Consider the following 18535-nt stretch of genomic DNA (forward strand, 5'->3'; position numbering starts at 1 on the left):
GACCACGTCGTGCCGCCCACCCCCGAGCCCGGCACGCCCGAGGAGTTCACCCAGGGCCGCGCCATCGGCCTCGGCAACCGGGTGCCGCTCTGGGTCGTCTCGCCCTGGTCGCGCGGCGGCTGGGTCAACTCCCAGGTCTTCGACCACACCTCGGTACTGCGCTTCATGGAGCAGGTGACCGGCGTCGCCGAGCCCAACATCTCCGCCTGGCGCCGCGCCGTCTGCGGCGACCTCACCAGCTGCTTCGACTTCGCGGCGCCGGACCACTCGATCCCGCAACTCCCCGACACCAACGCCCTGATGGCCAGGGCCGACGCGGGCACCAAGCTGCCGGGCGTGCAACTCCCCGCCGTCGGTGCCCAGTCGATGCCGGTCCAGGAACGCGGCGAGCGCCCGCACCGCCATCTGCCGTACCAGCCCTGGGCCGAGGCCGAGGTGGACCGGCGCACCGGCCGGGTCACCTGCACGATGAGCAACGACGGCGCCGTCGCCTTCCCGTACACCGTCTACCCGAACATCGCGTTGCCGTTCGCCGGCACGCCGTTCACGGTGGCGCCGGGCGCCTCGGCGACCTACGTCTGGGAGGCCGCGGCGACCAACGGCCGCTACGACTTCACCGTGCACGGCCCGGACGGCTTCGTCCGCCGCTTCGCGGGCACCGTGATCCGCGACGGCGCGGGAAGCGCGAGCGTCCCGGAGGGCCAGAACGACATGGGCATCCCGATCGTCACCGCCGACCTCTCCATGTCCGGCCGGCTCACCCTCCAGCTGGTCAACGACGGCATGACCGACGTCTGCTTCTCCGTCGCGCCGAACGACTTCGCGGGCACCGCGCAGACCGTCTGGGTGCGGCCCGGCAAGCAGACGAACCTCACCTGGCCGCTGGACAAGCAGGGCCGCTACGACGTGGTGGTCACCGCCGCCACCGGCCAGCGCTTCGCCCGCCGTTACGCGGGCTGGGTGCACTGAGCCACCGGTAGCGGCGGCCCGCGCCGCGGCCCGGGGGCGCCGAACCGGTGACCCCCGGCCGTGGCGCGCCCGCCCGGCCGGGGCCCGCCGCTACCGTCGGCTCCATGCAGCAGATCACCCCATGCCTCTGGTACGACGACCAGGCCGAGGAGGCCGCCCGCTTCTACACCTCGGTCTTCCCGAACTCACGGATCACCGGCGTCACCCACTACACCGAGGCGGGCCCCGGCACGCCCGGCACGGTGGTGACCGTCGCCTTCGAACTCGACGGCCGCCCCTTCGTCGCCCTCAACGGCGGCCCGGTCTTCCCGTTCACCGAGGCCGTCTCGCTCCAGGTGCACTGCGACGACCAGGCGGAGGTGGACCGGCTCTGGGCGGCGCTGCTGGAGGGCGGCGGCCAGGAGAGCCGGTGCGGCTGGCTCAAGGACCGCTGGGGCCTCTCCTGGCAGATCACCCCGCGCATCCTGATCGACCTGATCGCCGACCCGGACCGGGAGAAGGCCGCCCGGGTGACCCGGGCGATGCTGACCATGCGCAGGATCGACATCCGGCAGCTGCTCGACGCGGCCGAGGGGTGAGTACATGGCCGTCCCCGCCTACCGCCACATCTGCTACCTGCACGCCACCCCGCAACGGGTCTGGCACGCGCTCACCAACCCGGACGAGTCCGGCCTCTACTGGGGCCACCGCAACGTCTCCACCTGGCAGCCGGGCGCCCGCTGGGAGCACCGGCGCGCGGACGGCTCCGGCGTCGCCGACGCCTTCGGCACCGTGGAGGTGGCCGAGCGGCCGAACCGCCTGGTCACCACCTGGTCCGGCCCCGGGCAGCAGCGGCCGACCGGGCCCTCCCGGGTGACCTTCGAGCTGCGCTCCCACCGGGACCTCACCCGGCTGACGGTCACCCACGACAACTTGGCCGACGAGGCCGAGCGTGCCGACGCCGAGGCGGGCTGGTCGGCGGTGCTGTCCAATCTGAAGACCTACCTGGAGACCGGCCACCCGCTCCCGCAGGACCCCTGGTCGATGCCCTGATCCGCCCGGCCCGTTCCCGGCGTCCGCCTCAGCCCTGCCCGGCCCGCTTGCGCCGGCGCCGCGCCCGGCCGAACCCCGGACGGTCGCCGCGCACCCACCGGCGCAGCCGGCCGAGCCGGGAGAACCGCTCCCGGCTCGCCACCGACGCCCGGTCCAGCTCCTCCATCAGCCGCCGGGAGCGGTGCTCCAGGTCCAGCTCGTCGAGGATCCGGTCGACCTCGGTCAGCAGCGAGCCGAGCAGGTGCCAGGCGTCCGGGTCCGCCCGCACCTGCTCCAGCAGCAGCCGGGCGACGTTCTCCCGGCTCGCCCAGGCGGCGGCCAGTTCGGAGTTGAGCCGCTCCTCGGCCTCCTCGGCGTTCAGGCTGACCTGGGTGGTCACCAGCACGGCGAAGCTCACCAGCGCGCCGCCGACGTGCGCGAGCAGCTCCTCCATCGCCACCGCCAGCGCGGGGGCGACCAGCGGCTCGCCGGGCGCGCGGCGCTTGGCGAGGTCGGTCAGCGAGCGCGAGATGACCCGGATCACCACCACGCAGATCTCCAGGGTGTCCAGCCCGGTGCGCAGCACCAGCCGGGAGAGCAGCCCCTCGCTGATCCGGGGGTTGAACCGCAGGCTGTCCTCGGCCTGCCGCAGCGCCGCGTCGACGTCCGCGATCGCCTGGTCGAGCCGGCGGGCCTCGTGCAGCCGCTCGGCGGCGTCCGCGACCGGGGTGGGCCGGCCGAGCTGGTCGGAGAGGTCGAGCAGCAGGTGCCGGGCCCGGCGCGAGAGGTCCTCGATCGACTCGCCCGCGGTGTCCACCCAGACCGGTGGCGCGAAGACCAGGTTGAACAGCAGGCCGACGCCCGCGCCGATCATCGTCTCCAGCACCCGGTCCCAGGCCCGGGAGGTCACCTGGGTGACGCCGAGGATCAGCATCGCGCTGATCGCGACCTCCTGCACGAACTCGTCCACCCGGACGAACCGGCCGATCACCAGCGAGGCCAGGATGATCAGCCCGAGGCTCCACCAGGAGAGCCCGACCACCGTGCTGAAGCCGATCGCGATCAGCACGCCGACCACCACCGAGTTCACCCGGCGGATGCTGGTGGTGAGCGTGGAGTAGACGGTGACCTGGACGACCAGCAGCGCGGTGAGCGGCGCGGTCAGCGGGGCGGGCTCGCTGCTGAGCCAGGTCGCCACCACGTAGGAGAGCGTGGCGGCGACGGTCGCCCGGGCGGTCTGCACGGCGAAGGGTTCGCGGGCGGCGCGCCGCACCAGTGCGGCGGCCCGGTCGGGCGCCAGGACCACGCGGCCCTCCTTCCCTACGGCTTGTCGCGGCGCCCCTCGCGCAGCAGCTTCCACGGTGCGAGCGCCGACTCCACCTGTACCCCGAGGCTCATCTTGGACGCGCCCTCGACCCGCTCCTCGAAGCGGATCGGCACCTCCTTGATGGTGAGCCCCTGCCGCACCACCCGGTGGTTCAGCTCGACCTGGAAGGAGTACCCGTTGCTCTGCACCGACGGCAGGTCGATCGCCCGCAGGGTCTGCGCGCGCCAGGCCTTGTAGCCGGCGGTGGCGTCCCGCACGCCGAGGCCGAGGATGGTGTTCACGTAGAGGTTGGCCCAGGCGGAGAGCGCCTTGCGGTGCCACGGCCACTCCGCGGCCGTCGATCCGCCCGGCACGTACCGGGAGCCGAGCACCACCGCGGTGTCGTCGGCCAGCAGGGTCGTCACCATCAGCGGCAGCACGGAGGCCGGGTGGGACAGGTCGGCGTCCATCTGCACGACCACGTCCGCGCCCTCCTCCAGGGCCCTGGTCATGCCGGCGACGTAGGCCCGGCCGAGGCCGTCCTTCTCGGTGCGGTGCAGCACCCGGATCCGGCCGCCGGACTCGGCGGCCAGCTTGTCGGCGACCTCGCCGGTGCCGTCGGGGGAGTTGTCGTCGACCACCAGCAGGTGCAGGTTCGGCAGGTCGAGGTCGGCCAGCAGTCCGGCGAGGACGGGAAGGTTCTCCCGCTCGTTGTAGGTGGGCACGACCACAACGACCTTCGGGGAGGCCTCGACCATCTTCTGTTCCCTCGCGAGTTCGGCGGCACCGCGGCCGGTCCGCGGTACGGCCGTGCGAGTCTAGCCGCGCCGTCGCGGACGCCGTCGCGCCGGACCGTCATCTGGTCCGGCGGGTGCTCCAGGCGGGGGCGACGACCGCGACCAGGGCGACGGCGAAGCCGAGCTGGAGCAGATGGCGGATCCAGTCGATCCCGGACGTGTTCCGCACGCCGATCCATCCGGAGACCGCGTTGCCCAGCCAGGCCCCGGCGGCGCCGAGCAGCATGGTCAGCCACCACGGAATGGACTGCGGGCCGCGCAGGATGAGCTTGGCGATCACGCCGAGCACGAAGCCGATGAGCAGAATCCACAGGAGCTGGAACATCGCATTCCACCTTTCGAGGCGCGTTCCCCCATGATCGCCCGAACCGTCCGGCACGGCACGTCCAGCGGGGGAGCGGGGTCGGTCGCGCCCCCGCCTGCCCCTTCCTGCCCGGCGTAATCCCGAAGGGAGGGCCTAACCGTCCGTTTCCCGCTCCTCGCCCGCCTCGCCACTGAGCGCCGCCCCGGTGTCCGGATCGAAGACGTGCAACCGCTCGGTGTCGATCCACAGCTCCAGCGGGGCGCCCTCGGCCGCCCGGGTGGTGGTGCCGATCCGGGCGACCACCTCCCGGCCCGGCGCGCCCGCGCCCGCCTCCGCCTGCCGCGCGCCGATCTCCTCCAGGCCGCCGCCGGAGACCGCGTCGCCCTCCACGGTGAAGTGCGCGTAGACGTCGGAGCCGACCGATTCGAGCACCTCCACCCCGACGGTGACGGTCGTGCCGCCGACCGGGTGCTCCAGCAGCGCGGCGTCCTCGAAGTACTCGGGGCGGATGCCGACCACCACCTCGCGCGGCGCGTTCGCGGCCGTCAGCCGCCGGCGCAGCCGGTCGCCCAGCGGCAGCTCGCCGAGCGCGGTGCGCAGCGCGTCCTCCTCCAGCCGGCCGTGCAGCAGGTTCATGCCGGGTGAGCCGATGAACCCGGCGACGAACAGGTTGGCCGGCCGGTCGTAGAGCCGCTGCGGCGGGCCGACCTGCTGGACCACGCCGGCCCGCAGCACCACCACCCGGTCGCCCAGCGTCATCGCCTCCACCTGGTCGTGGGTGACGTAGACGGTGGTGGTGCCCAGGCGCCGCTGCAGCCGGGAGATCTGGGTGCGCATCTGCACCCGCAGTTTGGCGTCCAGGTTGGACAGCGGCTCGTCCATCAGGAACGCCTTGGGGTCGCGGACGATCGCCCGGCCCATCGCGACGCGCTGGCGCTGCCCGCCGGAGAGGTTGGCGGGCCGGCGGTCCAGGTGCTCGGTGAGGTCGAGGATCCGGGCGGCCTCCTCCACCTTGGCGGCGATCACCGCCTTGTCGGTCTTCGCCAGGCGCAGCGCGAAGCCCATGTTCTGGCGGACCGTCATGTGCGGGTAGAGCGCGTAGCTCTGGAACACCATCGCGATGTCCCGGTCCTTGGGCGCCCGGTCGTTGACCACCTGCCCGCCGATCCGCAGGGTGCCGCCGGTGATGTCCTCCAGCCCCGCGATCATGTTCAGGGTGGTGGACTTCCCGCAGCCCGAGGGGCCGACCAGGATGACGAACTCGCCGTCGGCGACGGTCAGATCGAGGTCGTGGACGGCCACCGAGCCGTCCGGGTAGCGCTTGCTGATGCCGTCGAGGACGATCTCCGCCATCGGTCCGCGTCATCCCTTCACTGCGCCGGCGGTCAGACCGGCCACGATGCGGCGTTGGAAGAACAGCACGAACAGCACGATCGGCACCGTGATCACCACGGCCGCGGCGGCGATCGAGCCGGTCGGCTGCTGGAACTGGGAACTGCCGGTGAAGAAGGCGATCGCGGCCGGCACGGTGCGTGCGGCGTCCGTGGAGGTCAGCGAGATCGCGAAGAGGAAGTCGTTCCAGCAGAAGATGAAGACCAGGATGGCGGTGGTGAACACACCCGGCGCCGCCAGTGGCGCGATCACCATCCGGAACGCCTGGGCGGGCGTGGCGCCGTCCACCTTGGCGGCCTTCTCCAGCTCCCACGGGATCTCCCGGAAGAACGCCGACAGGGTGTAGATCGCCAGCGGCAGGGAGAAGGTCATGTACGGGATGATCAGCCCCGCCCAGGTGTCGAAGATCCCCAGCGTCCGCTCGATCTCGAACAGCGGCGAGACCAGCGAGATCGGCGGGAACATCGCGATCAGCAGCGACATCCCGATCAGCAGCCGCTTGCCGGGGAAGCGCAGCCGGGCCACCGCGTACGCCGCCATGGTGGCGAGTACCACCGCGATGGTGGTGGAGATCACCGCGATGCCGATCGAGTTGACCAGCGCCCGGGTGAACTCCGAGGTGTGGAAGATGCCGCGGTAGTTCTCCAGCGTCCAGACGCGTGGCACGAAGTTGCCGTCCGTCAGGGTGGACGGGTCCTTGAACGACAGCGCGGCGATCCACCAGACCGGGAACAGCGCGTACAGCACCACCACCAGGTTGACCACGCCCCAGCCCGCTCCGGCCCGGGCCCGCCGGGCGGTCACCGGTGCTCCGCCGAACCGCCGGGCGCGGCGGCGCCGAACACCTTGACGAAGACCAGGGCGATCGCCGCCACGCAGAGGAACACCAGCACCGAGATCGCCGAGCCGATGCCCAGGTTGAGCGCGGTGAACAGGTTGTCGTAGCCGAGGATCGAGACCGAGCCGGTGTTGTTGGCGCCGCCGGTCAGCACGTAGATGTTGTCGAAGATCCGGAACGCGTCCAGGGTGCGGAACAGCAGCGCCACCAGGATGGCCGGCTTCATCAGCGGCAGGACCACCAGCCGCAGCCGCTGGCCGAAGCCGGCACCGTCGACCATCGCCGCCCGCACCGTCTCGGTGGGCACCAGCGCCAGGCCCGCCAGCAGGAGCAGGGCCATGAACGGGGTGGTCTTCCACACCTCGGCCAGGACGATCAGGCCGATCGCCGGCCAGTGCTCGGTGAGCGGGGCGCTGTCCGCCGGCAGCAGCGCCGCCAGGTACCCGGTGCCGGGCGTCCAGGCGTACTGCCAGGAGTAGGCCGCCACCACGGTGACGATGCCGTACGGCACCAGCACCGCCGTGCGCACCAGGCCCCGTCCGACCACGGCCCGGTGCATCACCAGCGCCAGCGCCAGGCCCAGCACCAGCTCGGCCGCGACCGAGACGACGGTGATCACCACCGTCACCCAGAGCGCCTGCCACCAGTACGTCGAGGTCAGCACGGCGCCGTAGTTGGCGAAGCCGATGAACGCGGAGCGGTCCGGGAAGCGCAGGTCGTAGCGCTGGAAGGAGAGGTAGACGGCGTAACCGACCGGATAGGCCGTCACCAGCAGCATCACCAGCACGGCGGGGGCGCACAGCAGCCAGCCGAGCCGCCGCTCCTGCCGGGAGCCCTCGGAGAGCCGGCCGGCTCCCGCGGGCCTCGTCCTGGTCGCGGTCATGGAATCAACCCCTTCGAGCCGAGCGCGTCCCTGATCTGGCCGGAGAGGTCCGCCACCGTGCGTTCCGGATCCACCGACGACGGCGGCGAGAGGGCGTGCGCGACGGCGATCGAGACGTTCTGGTAGGCGGGTGTCTGCGGCCGCACCGACGCGGAGTCGAGGGCCTTCAGCACGTCCGCCGCGAACGGGTAGCTCCCGGTGAGCTCGGCGTCGGTGTACAGGCTGCGCAGCGACGGCGGCAGGCCGCCCTTGAGCGCGTTGGTCAGCTGGTTCTCGCGGTTGCGCAGGCACAGGACGGCCTCCTGCGCGGCCTCCGGGTGCCGGGAGTAGCCGCCCACCGCGAGGTCGATGCCGCCGATGGTCACCGTCGCCGGCCGCCCGGGGACGACCGAGGGGTAGGGGGCCCAGCGGAAGTGCGGGAACAGCTCGGGCTTGTTCTCCTTCATCGACGGATAGACGAAGGGGTAGTTGAGCTCGAAGGCGGCGGTGCCGGATTCCATCGCCAGCCGGTTCTCGTCCTCCATCTGGTTGGACAGCGAGGGGTCGGCGGCGGGGGAGGTGGCCAGGTCCCGGATCGCCCGCGCGGCGGTGACGGCCGGCTCGCCCAGCGAGGGCGCCATGGCGTCGGGGGTGAGGATCGAGCCGCCGGCGCTGGTCACCAGGGTGTTGAACCAGACCGTCAGGCCCTCGTACTGCGCGCCCTGCACCTCGACGAAGTGCGGCTTGCCCTGCTCCGCCAGCCGCCGCGCGGCGGCGAGCATCTCGTCCCAGGTGGCGGGGGCGGTGGGCACCAGGTCGTCGCGGTACCAGAGCAGTTGGGTGTTGGAGTTGTACGGGACGGCGTACAGCCGGTCCTTCCAGGTGGCGGTCCGCAGCGCGGCGGCCAGGGTGTCCGTGCTCGCCCGCTCGCGCAGCGGCCCGGTCCACTCGCGCACCCAGCCGGCCTCCGCGAACTCGGGCGTCCAGGTGACGTCCAGGCCCATGATGTCCACGCCGGTGTCGTGCGCGGCCAGCCGGCGCACCAGTTGCTGGCGCTGGCCGTCGGAAGTGCGGGGCAGTTTGTTGTAGCGGATCGAGTAGCGCCCGCCGGAGTCGCGGCCGCAGTTGTCCGCGGCCTGCTGCAACGCGCCCGAGTCGTCGGGGAAGTTGTACCAGTCGAGGACCACCGCCCCGCCGCCCCCGGACCCCCCGCCGCTGCCGCAGCCGGCCAGCGCCCAGGCGAGCAGCAGCACCAGGGCGAGGGCGACCCGGTGGTTCGGTCTGGGCATCGCTACTCCCTCCGGTGGACCGGCCCGCGGCGGGCCCACGGTAGGCCGGGCGACCGCCCGGCGCGCCGACCGGCCCCGTGCGACACCCCGGAGACCGCCCGGGCGGCCTACGCCGTCTTCTCCCGGGCGGCCTGGCGGCCGGACGGCTGAGCGGGGCGGCGGGGCGCCGCGGATGCCGCTCGGGGCGGCCGGTCAGCGCAGTTCGCCGAACCAGCGGACGATGGCGGCCGTGGCGGCGACGTTGGAGCCGAGGTGCCGGGAGCCGGCGAAGTCCGGGGTGCCGAGGCCGACGACCGCCGGGTTCACGCCGTGCGACCGCAGGGCGGCCTCGCAGTGGTCGGTATTGGCGTTGGCCGCCTGCTCGTCCGCCTCGGCCGCGTACAGGCGGACCGGGACGCGCGGTGCCCAGTCGCAGGTGCTGTCGGCGACCCGGAGGGCCTCGGCCAGGGCGCCGGTCGGGTGGGCCAGCATCGCGAGGGCGTGCGGGGTGAGCAGGGCGTCGAGGGTGTCGGGCGTGCCGGCGAAGAGCTGGGAGCCGGTGTGCACGCCGTCGAACAGGGCCTCGACGGTGCTGTCGTAGGGCGCCCGGAAGACCTCGGCCGGGGAGTCGTACAGCGGGTGCAGCCGGTTCCAGGCGACGAGGAGGTAGGCCGCGTACAGCACGCTCGACTTCGGTTCGAGGGAGCCGCCGAGCAGGGCCGGCAGCTCGGCGTTCCGGAAGTCGTAGCCGCCGCTGACCGGTGCGACGGCCCGCAGCCGGAACCAGCGGTCGCCGCCCGCCTGGAGCGAACGCGCGAGGCCCATCGCCGCCGAGGCGCCCTGGGAGAACCCGGTGACCAGCACCTCGCGGCCCAGTGCCCGGCCCGTGCCCGGAACGAAGGCGCGGGCCGCCCGGAGCATGTCCAGCGAGGCGGTCGTCTCCGACGGCACGTCCATCCAGGGGTGGAAGCCCGGGCCGGTGCCCAGGCCGAGGTAGTCCGGGGCGACGGCGGCGAACCCGGCGGACGCGTACGTGAGGGCGGGCGAGGACGCGAAAGCCGCCCCGGCCACGGCGGAGGGGGCGGCGGCGCGGTAGCTGGTCGTGCCGTGCGCGACGGACACCGTCCGCAGCTCGTGCGCGCCGCCGCGGGGGAGCACCAGCAGCCCGCTGGCGGTGATCGGCCGTCCGGCGGGGTCCACCGTCCGGTACTCCAGCCGGTAGGTGTCCACGCCGAACCGGACCGCACCCGCGTCGAAGGCGGCGCCGGTCAGCGCCGTGGCGACGTCCTCCTTCGTGGCCAGGGTGCCCGTCCGCACGGCGGAGAGGAGGCGGCCGCGATCGTCCGGCCGCGCCGTCCCCGCTGACGCGGCCCCCGCCGCCACGGTCGCCGAGGCCAGGACGGTCAGCGCCGCCACCGCGCTCAGCCTGCGAAGCGCGGACCGCAGTCCGCCCGCCAGGTATGTGGATTTCATGGCTCCGAGGCTATGGACCGTCACCTCCGCGCCGCAGTCGGGCCAGCGGGTGTATCCGTGCTGGGGCTGGCCCCACCCCCGTACCGGGTGCTGGGAACGGTCCTGCGGCTCTGGCGGGCGACGGCGCCGAGCCGCTACGGTCTGGACCAGCCACCTGTCCGGCCGATCGGCCGCGGCCCCGTCCTGGCCTCTCCCGGGAGTCGTCATCAGCACCCGATCCACCGTCAGCGCCCCTCCTGCCAACGCCGTTACGGCGCTCGACGCGCTCACCCTGCCCGACCTGCTCGACGACCGGGCGCGGCGGCACCCCGACCGGCCCGCGCTGCTCGTCCCCGGCCGCCCCGCGCTCGACTACCGGACCTGGCGCGAGCGCGCGGTGCGCGCCGCCCACGGGCTCGCCCGGGCCGGCGTCCGGCCGGGGGAGCGGGTGCTGCTGCTCTTCCCCAACCGGGCCTGGGACGACTACGCGGTGGCCTTCCTGGCCGCGCACTACGCCGGCGCGGCGGGCGTCGTCGTCCGCGAGGACCTGAGCGCCGAGGACACCGCCCGGCTGGCCGGTGACAGCGCCGCGGCCCTCGCCGTCGCCCACTCGGCCGAGGACGAGCGCGCCTCCGCCGCCGGCCTGCGCACCCTGCGGCTCGCCGGTCTGGAGACGGGCGGCGACGGCGACGGGGAACCGCCGCACCGCCCCGGGCCCGGCGACCTCGCCCAGGTCATCGGCACCTCCGGCACCACCGGCGCGCCCAAGGGCGTGCACGCCGCCCATGCCAGCCTCACCGCCGGCCAGAAGCTCGACCCGCGCCCGCGCCCCTACGCCCACTCCGCGCACGCGCTGCACGCCTTCCCGATCGGCACCAATGCCGCCCAGGTGGTCCTGGTCAACGCCCTGGTCGCCGCGCCCGCGACGATCTGCCTGCCGCGCTTCGACGCCGAGGAGTTCGGCCGGACCGTCGCCGAGCACCGGGTCGGCACCGTCTTCCTGGTCCCGTCGATGGCCGTCGAACTCCTCAACTCGGGCGTCGCCGCCCGGCACGACCTCGGCAGCGTCCTGCTGATCAGCTCCTCCGCCGCCGCGCTGCCCGCCCCCGTCGCCACCGCCCTGCGCGCGGCCCTGCCGACCGCGGCCCTGGTCAACACCTACACCTCCGCCGAGGCGTCCCCCGCCCAGATATCCGCCGTCGTCGACGCCCGCCGCCCCGGCTCGGTCGGCCGCCCCGCCAACCCGGGCGACCTGCGGCTGCTCGGCGAGGACGGCCGGCCCGTCGAACCGGGCGCCGTCGGCGAGGTCTGGCTGCGCCAGCCCGGCCCGCCGCGCGGCTACACGGCCGGCGACGCCGCCTCGGCCGCCGTCTTCCGGGACGGCTGGGTGCGGATGGGCGACCTCGGCCGGCTGGACACCGACGGCTACCTCTACCTGGTCGACCGCGAGAGCGACGTCATCAAGTCCGGCGCCCTCAAGGTCTCCACGCTGCGCATCGAGGACGTCCTGCACGCCCACCCGCGGGTCGCCGACGCCGCCGCGCTCGGCCTGCCGCACCCCGTGATGGGCGCCGTGCCGGTGGCCGCCGTGGTGCCCGCCGCCGACGGCCTGGACCTCGACGAACTGCGGCTCTTCCTCGCCGAACGGCTCGGCCGGGCCGAACTGCCGGTCCGCATCCTGGTCACCGACCGGCTGCCCCGCAACCCCAGCGGCAAGGTCGTCAAGCACGAACTGCGCGCCCGCTTCGAGGAACCGGCCCCGGCCGCCGTCGGCACCCCGCCCGCCACCGCGCACGAACGCGCCCTCGCCGCCGTCTGGCGCCGGGTCCTCGGCCGGCCCGTCGACGCCGTGGAGGAGGAGTTCTTCGCCCTCGGCGGCGACTCCTTCCGCGCCGTCCAGCTCGCCGCCGCCGTCTCCGCCGAGTTCGGCGTCACCGCGGGTACCGCCCTGGTCTTCGAACGCCCCTCGCTGCGCGCCCAGGCCGCCTGGCTCGCCGCCGCCCCGAAGAACACCGACGCCCCGCTCCCGGTGCACGACGCCGACCTCTCCCCGTTCCTGCGCGAACTGCGCGCCCAGCCGCACGACATCCCGCTCACCTCCCAGCAGGAGAACTTCCTGCGCTGGATGGCCGAGGCCGAGGGCCGCAACGTCGGCTCGGTCGCCGTCATGTTCCGCGTCACCGAGGCACTGAACCCCGGCCTGCTGACCGAGGCCCTGTACGAGGCGGTGCGCCGCCACCCGGCGCTGCGGACCCGGTTCGTGCCGGTGCCCGGCGCCGCACCGGGGATCCGGCGCGCCGTCGTCGACGCCGAGCCGGAGGTCGAGGCCATCCTGGTCGACGCTCCCGGCGAGAGCGACGACGAGGTGTCGGCCCGGCTGATCGCGGTGCGCGACCGGCTCACCGACGTCGGCGAGGGCCCGATGACCGGCCTGGCCGTGGTCAGCCGGGCCCCCGACGACCACGCCGTGCTGCTCGCCGTGCACCACATCGTCGGTGACGGCTGGTCGGTCGGCGTCCTGCTGCGCGACCTCGGCGTCATCTACTCGGCGCTGCGCCGAGGCCGTCCCGCGCCCCCGCCGCGCCCGATGCCGACGCTCGGCGAACTGGTCGCCGGCGCCAACGCCCACTGGCCGGTCTCCCGGGCCCACTTCGCCCGCACCCTGGCCGGCGCGCCCGAGGCCGTGCACCCGTTCCCCGGCCGCGCCGACACCGAGACGGTGCTCAGCGCCGCCCACCGCCTCACCGTCCCCGCCGCCCGGGCCGCCGCACTGCGCGAGCGGGCCGCCGAGGCCGGGGCGACCCCCTTCCAGGCCCTCGCCACCGTCTGGCTCGGCCTGCTGGCGGAGCGCAGCGGCCAGGACGACCTCGTGCTGATGACCCCCGTCCCCGGCCGCACCACCCCCGAGGCCGAACAGGCCGTCGGCTGCTTCGTCCAGTCCCTGCTGCTGCGGGTCGACGCCTCCGGCGCCCCCGGCTTCGCCGAACTCCTCGCCCGGGTCCGGGACACCGCCACCGCGGCGCTGGACCACCAGCTCTACCCGTTCGCGGAGTTCAGCCCGCTGGCGCCGTTCGCCGCCTGGCTGCGCTACGAGAGCTGGAACGCCCCCGCCCAGCTCCCCGGTCTCGCCTGCACGGCCTGGGAGGTCCCGCGCAGCGCCACCGTCCCCTACCCCCTGCCCGGTGGCGACCGTCACGTGCCCGAACTCGCCGCCACCGAGCAGCCCGACGGTTCCCTGGTCTGCTGGCTGCGCTACAACGAGCACGCCTTCACCCCGGCCGCGGTCGAGTCGCTGGCCGCTGCGCTGGAGGCCCGCATCACCGCCGCCGCCGGGCGCTGACCGCGCCGCCGGGGCTGCCTGCCCGGCTGCTGGACACCCCGTTGTTACGGGGTGTCCAGCAGCCGGGCTCGCAGGGCGGCGGCGCCGGTCTCGGCGAGCCAGTCCGCCAGGGTGCGCAGGCCGGGGTGGATGACGCGCAGCGCCTCGATGTCGGCGTGCCAGCGGTGTCCGGCGGCCCACTGCTGCCGGATCTCGGCGAAGTCCGGGTTCAGCGCGGTCGCCTCCTCGTGGGTGACGTAGTCGTAGCGCACCGGGAGCCCGATCGCGGTGCTGATCGCGGCGGCGGCCTCGACCGGGGTGAGGTCGTCGCCGGCCAGCTCCAGGGTCCGTCCGGCGAACCGCTCCGGCTGCTCGAAGGCCAGGGCCGCGAACTCGGCGATGTCTTCGAGGGCGATGACCTGAAGGGAATCGTGCGGGGTGAAGAGGTGCCGGTGGACGCCGTCGACGATCCCGTCCAGGCCGACGCCGGTCGTCCCGAGGTAGTTCGTCATGAACCGCACCGGGCGCAGCACGGTCACCAGCGGGAAACGCTCGCGCAGGTACTGCTCGATGCGGCGCTTCCCCGGGGCCGCGAACGCGGCGCCGGAGGTCGAGGCGACGCCGGTGAACACCACCTGGCGGACCCCCACGGCCGCCGCCGCGTCGGCCAGCGCCCGGCCGCGGGTGAACTCCAGCTCCTGGTCGGTGCCCTTCGGCCCGTAGGCCACGGGCGGCACGGCGAACAGCGCGGTGGTGCCGGCCAGTGCGGGTGCGAGGCTCGACGGCTCGTCGAAGTCCGCGCGGACCAGCTCGGCCCCGGCGTCCGCGAGCGCCACGGCGGCGGGCGCGGCCGGGTCCCGGACCAGCGCGCGCACCGCCCGGCCGCCGGCCAGCAGCCGTCGTGCCGTCGCGGCGCCCTGCTTGCCGGTGGCGCCGGTCACGGCGACGGTGCCCCAGGCGGTGTCGGTGTCTGTCGTCATGGTGCCCTCCTCTTTCCTCGGGGCCCGGTGCGGAACCGGTGCGATCGGCCCGAGGTATCTGGAATACTCCAACCCGGTTGGCTCCCAGGGGGCAAGGGGTTTCGTGACATGACCGCAGTGATCGGCAGTGGTGACCGGGCCGACGCCCGCCGCAACCGGGCCAAGGTGCTGGCCGCCGCCGGCGAGGCGTTCGCCGAGCAGGGACTCGACGTCCCGCTGGGCGAGATCGCCCGCCGGGCGGGCGTCGGCGCCGGCACCGTGTACCGGCACTTCCCGAGCAAGCAGGCGTTGCTGGAGGCGGTGTTCGCCCAGCACCTGAACGACCTGGTCGCCTCCGGCGAGCGGCGGATGGCCCGCTTCGCGCCCACCGAGGCGTTCTTCGGGTTCCTCCAGGACGTCGTGGAGACGTCGCACCGGCGCGGCCCCCTCTGCGACGTCGTGGCCGCCGACGCGAGCTGGCCGCGCCCGGTGCTCACGGCCGCCGTGCTGAGGTTCCGCCAGGTGCTGGCGGCGCTGCTGGAGGCGGCGCAGCGGGTCGGCGGCGTCCGCGCCGACGTGGGCCCCGAAGACGTCGCCGCGCTCACCCTCGGGTGCGTCTCGACGCTCGACGCGCGCCGTGACCGGTCGGCGGGCCTCAAGCTCGTCCAGCTGACCCTGGACGGACTGCATCCTTCCACTCCTGTCACGGAATCACACGGTTTTCGTGACGGCCGCGGCGGCCACGGTGCCGCCGCGGCCTGTGAGGAGTGCGGGGCCGCGATCGCCGTCCGGCCCACCGGGCGCCCGGTCCGCTACTGCGGCGCCACCTGCCGCCAGCGGGCCCACCGCCGGCGCCTCGCGGGCTGACCTGCGCACATCCGGTGTGCCCGATTGTCAGTGGCCGGTGCGAGGATCGCGTCACCGACTTGAGGAGATCACCATGGGTACCTGGGACATCGGCCACTTCGACAACGACACCGCCGCCGACTTCTCCGGCACGCTGGACGAAACGCCCCTGGCCGAACGGGAGGCCGTGGTCCGCCGCGTCCTGACGCTCGCCGCCGACACCGGGGCCGAGGACTACCTGGACTGCGACGAGGCGGTGGAGGCCGTCGCCGCCGCGGCCCTCGTCGCCTCCCAGTGCCCCGGCGGCGAGCCCGTCACCACCAGCTACGGCCCCGACGAGCCCCTCCCGGCCTTCCCCGCCGACCTGCGCCCGCTCGCCGCCAAGGCACTGGACCGCGTACTCGCCGAGGAGTCCGAACTCGCCGAACTCTGGGACGAGACCGAGGAGGGCCCCGCCTGGCGCCGCACCGTCAAGGACCTCCGCGCCGTCCTGAGGCCCGAGCCAGAGCCCGTGGGGGAGGCGCTGTTCGAGGTCTGACCCCCAGGGGCGTTGGGGGTCGATCTCGGGGTGATCTCTGTGTCGCCTGCGGAGCATCCGTCCGCCTGTACCAGTACCGCTTCCATCCGCCTGAGTCCTCCATGTTCGAGCGCTGCATCGGACTCGCATGGTGTCCCGGTTGCAGGATCTACGCCAGCAGCCTGGTGCACATCCCACGGGAGCAAGCCCTCGTCGACGCCCTTGCCCCTCTGCCCCCTGAGCAGCGTGAGCGGCTTCTACGTTCGGAAGCACGACTGATCAAGTTCCTGAACAGTGCCGAACGCGCTTGACCTCAAGTCGGGTTGATCTTGCACGATCGGACTGTTCGCACTGACACACGAGCAGGGGGTAGGCAGCATGCGCGCCGTACAGGTACACCGTTTCGGAGGGCCCGAGGAACTGGTTATCGGGGAGGTGCCGGATCCGGTGGCGGGGCCGGGGCAGGTCGTGGTGGCGGTGGAGGTGGCCGGGCTGACGTTCATCGAGACGCAGATCAGGCGGGGCACCGATCCCTGGCACGAGCCGCCGGTGCTGCCGTACGTGCCGGGTGGCCTGGTCGCCGGCCGGGTGGACGTGGTCGGTCCCGGGGTGGACCAGGCCTGGCTGGGGCGGCGGGTCCTCGCGTGGACCGGGGAGACCGGCGGCTTCGCCGAGCGGGCGGTGGGCTCGGTCGAGGCGCTCTTCCCGGCGCCGGACGGCCTGGGCCTGCCCGAGGCGGTCGCGCTCTACAGCGACGGCAGCACGGCGCAGGGGCTGGTCGAATACGCCCGGATCCGTCCTGGGGACTGGGTCCTGGTGGAAGCCGCGGCGGGCGGGGTGGGCAGCCTCCTCGTTCAACTCGCCCGCGCCGCCGGCGCCCGGGTGATCGGCGCTGCCGGAAGCGCACGGAAGCTCGACGTCGTCCGCGAGCTGGGTGCCGACGCCGCCGTCGACTACCGCGCACCCGACTGGACGGGCGAAGTGCGCGCCCTCACCGCCGGTGCCGGCGCGGACGTGGTGTTCGACGGGGTCGGCGGCGACATCGGCCGGGCGGCGTTCGCGGTGACGGCCCGGGGCGGACGCTTCTCCGTCCACGGCGCCGCGAGCGGAGCGGCCACCTCCATCGATCCGGCGGTCGCGCGCCGCGCGGGTGTGGAAGTCATCGGTATCGACCAGCTCTTCGGCTTCGGCACCCACGTCAACCGCTGGGCCCGCGAGATCATGGCTGAAGCGGCAGCAGGTCGGGTCCGGCCCCTCATCGGCCAGACCTTCCCCCTGGACCGCGCCGCCGACGCCCACGCCGCCATCGAGCAACGCACCGCCCTCGGCAAGACCTTGGTGCTGGTGTGAGGACCTGAGCTACCCGGTGACCACCGAAGGTCCGGTGAACTCCGTGGCGAGGGCGTCCATCACCACCTCGTCACAGACCTGCCCGAGCCAGTACCCGGCCTCCCGCAGCGCCCCGACCGTCCGGAACCCCGCCTTCTCGTACGCGCGGACAGCCGGCCGGTTGGGCGCCAGCACCTTCAGCCAGACCATCCGCAGATTGGCGATGTGGAACGCGTAGTCCAGCACCAGCCGCGTCGCCGTGGTCCCCAGCCCCCGCCCCCGCGCCTCCGGGGCCACCATCACCACGTACTCGGCCGTCCGGACGGCGGAATCCGGTAGAAGCGTGGCGACGCCGACCGGCACGCCGTCGGCGTCGCCCGTGAGCTCGTAGACGGTGAACCGGATGTTGTCACCGCGTAGTTGCCGATCCATCCCCTCCGTACGGGCCTCCAACGACTCCGGCTGCTGCCGCCCGTACCCGACCAGCGAGGCCGGATGCTGCTCCCAGCGCCAGTACGTCTCGACGAGATCGGCACGATAGGGCCCGAGGCCGCAGCCGCCGTCGCGGATCCAGATGATCGGGTCAGTCCCGGTGTCGATGGCAGGCTCCAGGCGTGAGATGTGTTTGCGGCTCACCGGCAGGCGTGCCGTCCTCAGTCTGCGCCAATACGTCAGGGCAGCAGGGCGGCGAGTTCGGCGTCGAAGAGGGTCTCGGGGTCGAACTGCATGCCGGTGAAGTGGCCGGCGAGCTCCAGGGACAGGACGCCGTGGAGGCGGGTCCAGAGGGTGAGGAAGAGGGCGAGCGCCTCGGGCGGGGCGGGGTGGTCGGCGGCCCACGCGCGGTGCTGGGCGAGGTGGGTGCCGAGGGGGGAGGCGGGGGCGGCCGGGGGGAGGGCGGCGGCGCAGGCGTCCAGGAGGGTGGTGGCGATCTCCTGGGAGATGGCGGTGGTGTCCTCGGGGGCCTGGTAGCCGGGGATCGGAGTGCCGTAGACCAGCAGGTAGCGCTGGGGGTCGGTGAGGGCCCAGGTGCGCAGGACGTGGGCGAGGCCGGCCAGGTCGGCGCCGTCGGCGGCGGCCGCCGCGAGGGTGTCGGCGAGGCTGCGGTAGGCCTCGCGGACGAGTTCGGTGATCAGCTCGTCGCGGTTGGCGAAGTAGCGGTAGAGGGCGGGGCCGCTCATGCCCATGTGCTTGGCGATGGCGTTGAGGGAGAGCGCGGAGGCGCCTGCTGTGGCGATCTGTTCCCAGGCGCGTTCCATGACCTCGGCGCGGACCTGGGTGCGGTAGCGCTCGCGGGGGGTGGTGGGGTCGCTCTTCGCCATGGGTTAGAACCTATCACGGAAGCTATTGACTGTCTGAATAGGAAGAG

At 73.8% G+C, this 18535-nt stretch carries 18 protein-coding genes; 7 read left to right on the forward strand and 11 right to left on the reverse strand.

Translation table 11 applies throughout. The annotated features are described in order from the left end of the window. The 3 genes from ABZW10_RS03050 to ABZW10_RS03060 form a co-directional block, all read left to right on the forward strand. The coding region (locus ABZW10_RS03050) for a phospholipase domain-containing protein (protein WP_355358973.1) at positions 1 to 969 on the forward strand (969 nt) is incomplete at its 5' end. A 104-nt stretch (positions 970 to 1073) separates the two neighbouring features. Next, positions 1074 to 1547: a VOC family protein gene (locus tag ABZW10_RS03055; protein ID WP_355358976.1), complete on the forward strand. Its 474-nt coding sequence runs from the start codon at positions 1074 to 1076 to the stop codon at positions 1545 to 1547. 4 nt (positions 1548 to 1551) lie between these two features. After that, complete coding sequence (locus tag ABZW10_RS03060) at positions 1552 to 2001, forward strand: SRPBCC family protein (protein ID WP_355358979.1); 450 nt, start codon at positions 1552 to 1554, stop codon at positions 1999 to 2001. 28 nt (positions 2002 to 2029) lie between these two features. Here ABZW10_RS03060 and ABZW10_RS03065 read toward each other — a convergent pair whose 3' ends face one another. From ABZW10_RS03065 to ABZW10_RS03100, 8 genes are all read right to left on the reverse strand, one after another. Continuing rightward, the gene (locus ABZW10_RS03065) at positions 2030 to 3280 is read right to left on the reverse strand and encodes an aromatic acid exporter family protein (RefSeq protein ID WP_355359890.1); all 1251 of its coding nucleotides are present in this window, start codon (positions 3278 to 3280) and stop codon (positions 2030 to 2032) included. 20 nt (positions 3281 to 3300) lie between these two features. Next, positions 3301 to 4044: a polyprenol monophosphomannose synthase gene (locus tag ABZW10_RS03070; protein ID WP_355358982.1), complete on the reverse strand. Its 744-nt coding sequence runs from the start codon at positions 4042 to 4044 to the stop codon at positions 3301 to 3303. Positions 4045 to 4141: 97 nt separating this feature from the next. Continuing rightward, the gene (locus ABZW10_RS03075) at positions 4142 to 4408 is read right to left on the reverse strand and encodes a GlsB/YeaQ/YmgE family stress response membrane protein (protein WP_355358985.1); all 267 of its coding nucleotides are present in this window, start codon (positions 4406 to 4408) and stop codon (positions 4142 to 4144) included. Positions 4409 to 4540: 132 nt separating this feature from the next. Then, positions 4541 to 5740 (reverse strand): sn-glycerol-3-phosphate ABC transporter ATP-binding protein UgpC, encoded by a 1200-nt coding sequence (gene ugpC / locus ABZW10_RS03080; RefSeq protein ID WP_355358988.1) that lies wholly within the window; start codon positions 5738 to 5740, stop codon positions 4541 to 4543. Between the two features lie 9 nt (positions 5741 to 5749). Continuing rightward, the gene (locus ABZW10_RS03085) at positions 5750 to 6583 is read right to left on the reverse strand and encodes a carbohydrate ABC transporter permease (RefSeq protein ID WP_355358990.1); all 834 of its coding nucleotides are present in this window, start codon (positions 6581 to 6583) and stop codon (positions 5750 to 5752) included. Then, positions 6580 to 7500 (reverse strand): sugar ABC transporter permease, encoded by a 921-nt coding sequence (locus ABZW10_RS03090; protein WP_355358992.1) that lies wholly within the window; start codon positions 7498 to 7500, stop codon positions 6580 to 6582. Before ABZW10_RS03090 ends, ABZW10_RS03085 begins: the two co-directional genes overlap by 4 nt. After that, the gene (locus ABZW10_RS03095) at positions 7497 to 8768 is read right to left on the reverse strand and encodes an ABC transporter substrate-binding protein (protein WP_355358995.1); all 1272 of its coding nucleotides are present in this window, start codon (positions 8766 to 8768) and stop codon (positions 7497 to 7499) included. Before ABZW10_RS03095 ends, ABZW10_RS03090 begins: the two co-directional genes overlap by 4 nt. 192 nt (positions 8769 to 8960) lie before the next feature. Next, positions 8961 to 10220: a lipase gene (locus ABZW10_RS03100; protein WP_355358997.1), complete on the reverse strand. Its 1260-nt coding sequence runs from the start codon at positions 10218 to 10220 to the stop codon at positions 8961 to 8963. Between ABZW10_RS03100 and ABZW10_RS03105 the strand changes: the two genes are divergently transcribed. Beyond that, on the forward strand, positions 10219 to 13539 hold the full coding sequence (locus ABZW10_RS03105) for an AMP-binding protein (protein WP_355359000.1): 3321 nt from the start codon (positions 10219 to 10221) through the stop codon (positions 13537 to 13539). The two genes, ABZW10_RS03100 and ABZW10_RS03105, sit on opposite strands and share 2 nt — an antisense overlap. Positions 13540 to 13583: 44 nt before the next feature. Here ABZW10_RS03105 and ABZW10_RS03110 read toward each other — a convergent pair whose 3' ends face one another. Then, positions 13584 to 14498: an NmrA family NAD(P)-binding protein gene (locus tag ABZW10_RS03110; RefSeq protein WP_355359003.1), complete on the reverse strand. Its 915-nt coding sequence runs from the start codon at positions 14496 to 14498 to the stop codon at positions 13584 to 13586. A 108-nt stretch (positions 14499 to 14606) separates the two neighbouring features. Here ABZW10_RS03110 and ABZW10_RS03115 point away from each other — a divergent pair, with 108 nt between their 5' ends. From ABZW10_RS03115 to ABZW10_RS03125, 3 genes are all read left to right on the forward strand, one after another. Beyond that, positions 14607 to 15344, forward strand: a complete 738-nt coding sequence (locus ABZW10_RS03115) for a helix-turn-helix domain-containing protein (RefSeq protein ID WP_355359006.1) — start codon at positions 14607 to 14609, stop codon at positions 15342 to 15344. Between the two features lie 73 nt (positions 15345 to 15417). Next, positions 15418 to 15861 carry a DUF4259 domain-containing protein gene (locus ABZW10_RS03120; RefSeq protein ID WP_355359009.1) on the forward strand — a complete coding sequence of 148 codons (444 nt, stop codon included), beginning with the start codon at positions 15418 to 15420 and terminating at the stop codon, positions 15859 to 15861. Between the two features lie 426 nt (positions 15862 to 16287). Further along, entirely contained in the window at positions 16288 to 17190 is a 903-nt protein-coding gene (locus ABZW10_RS03125) for a zinc-binding dehydrogenase (protein ID WP_355359012.1), read from the forward strand. A 9-nt stretch (positions 17191 to 17199) separates the two neighbouring features. On the opposite strand, the gene ABZW10_RS03130 is transcribed toward ABZW10_RS03125, so the two are convergent. After that, a complete protein-coding gene (locus tag ABZW10_RS03130) occupies positions 17200 to 17739 on the reverse strand; it encodes a GNAT family protein (RefSeq protein WP_355359893.1) in 540 nt (179 codons plus the stop codon). 101 nt (positions 17740 to 17840) lie between these two features. Continuing rightward, positions 17841 to 18488, reverse strand: a complete 648-nt coding sequence (locus ABZW10_RS03135; protein WP_355359015.1) for a TetR/AcrR family transcriptional regulator — start codon at positions 18486 to 18488, stop codon at positions 17841 to 17843. Positions 18489 to 18535 lie beyond the last annotated feature (47 nt).

The sequence above is a fragment of the Kitasatospora sp. NPDC004723 genome (assembly GCF_040609255.1).
Taxonomy (GTDB): domain Bacteria; phylum Actinomycetota; class Actinomycetes; order Streptomycetales; family Streptomycetaceae; genus Kitasatospora.

What these genes read in the sequence shown, in the direction of transcription:
- ABZW10_RS03055 (WP_355358976.1), top strand. Translation starts at nt 1,074, where the DNA reads ATGCAGCAGATCACCCCATGCCTCTGGTACGACGACCAGGCCGAGGAG.
- ABZW10_RS03060 (WP_355358979.1), top strand. Translation starts at nt 1,552, where the DNA reads ATGGCCGTCCCCGCCTACCGCCACATCTGCTACCTGCACGCCACCCCG.
- ABZW10_RS03070 (WP_355358982.1), bottom strand. Translation starts at nt 4,044, where the DNA reads ATGGTCGAGGCCTCCCCGAAGGTCGTTGTGGTCGTGCCCACCTACAAC.
- ABZW10_RS03075 (WP_355358985.1), bottom strand. Translation starts at nt 4,408, where the DNA reads ATGTTCCAGCTCCTGTGGATTCTGCTCATCGGCTTCGTGCTCGGCGTG.
- ugpC (WP_355358988.1), bottom strand. Translation starts at nt 5,740, where the DNA reads ATGGCGGAGATCGTCCTCGACGGCATCAGCAAGCGCTACCCGGACGGC.
- ABZW10_RS03090 (WP_355358992.1), bottom strand. Translation starts at nt 7,500, where the DNA reads ATGACCGCGACCAGGACGAGGCCCGCGGGAGCCGGCCGGCTCTCCGAG.
- ABZW10_RS03095 (WP_355358995.1), bottom strand. Translation starts at nt 8,768, where the DNA reads ATGCCCAGACCGAACCACCGGGTCGCCCTCGCCCTGGTGCTGCTGCTC.
- ABZW10_RS03105 (WP_355359000.1), top strand. Translation starts at nt 10,219, where the DNA reads ATGGCTCCGAGGCTATGGACCGTCACCTCCGCGCCGCAGTCGGGCCAG.
- ABZW10_RS03100 (WP_355358997.1), bottom strand. Translation starts at nt 10,220, where the DNA reads ATGAAATCCACATACCTGGCGGGCGGACTGCGGTCCGCGCTTCGCAGG.
- ABZW10_RS03110 (WP_355359003.1), bottom strand. Translation starts at nt 14,498, where the DNA reads ATGACGACAGACACCGACACCGCCTGGGGCACCGTCGCCGTGACCGGC.
- ABZW10_RS03115 (WP_355359006.1), top strand. Translation starts at nt 14,607, where the DNA reads ATGACCGCAGTGATCGGCAGTGGTGACCGGGCCGACGCCCGCCGCAAC.
- ABZW10_RS03120 (WP_355359009.1), top strand. Translation starts at nt 15,418, where the DNA reads ATGGGTACCTGGGACATCGGCCACTTCGACAACGACACCGCCGCCGAC.
- ABZW10_RS03135 (WP_355359015.1), bottom strand. Translation starts at nt 18,488, where the DNA reads ATGGCGAAGAGCGACCCCACCACCCCCCGCGAGCGCTACCGCACCCAG.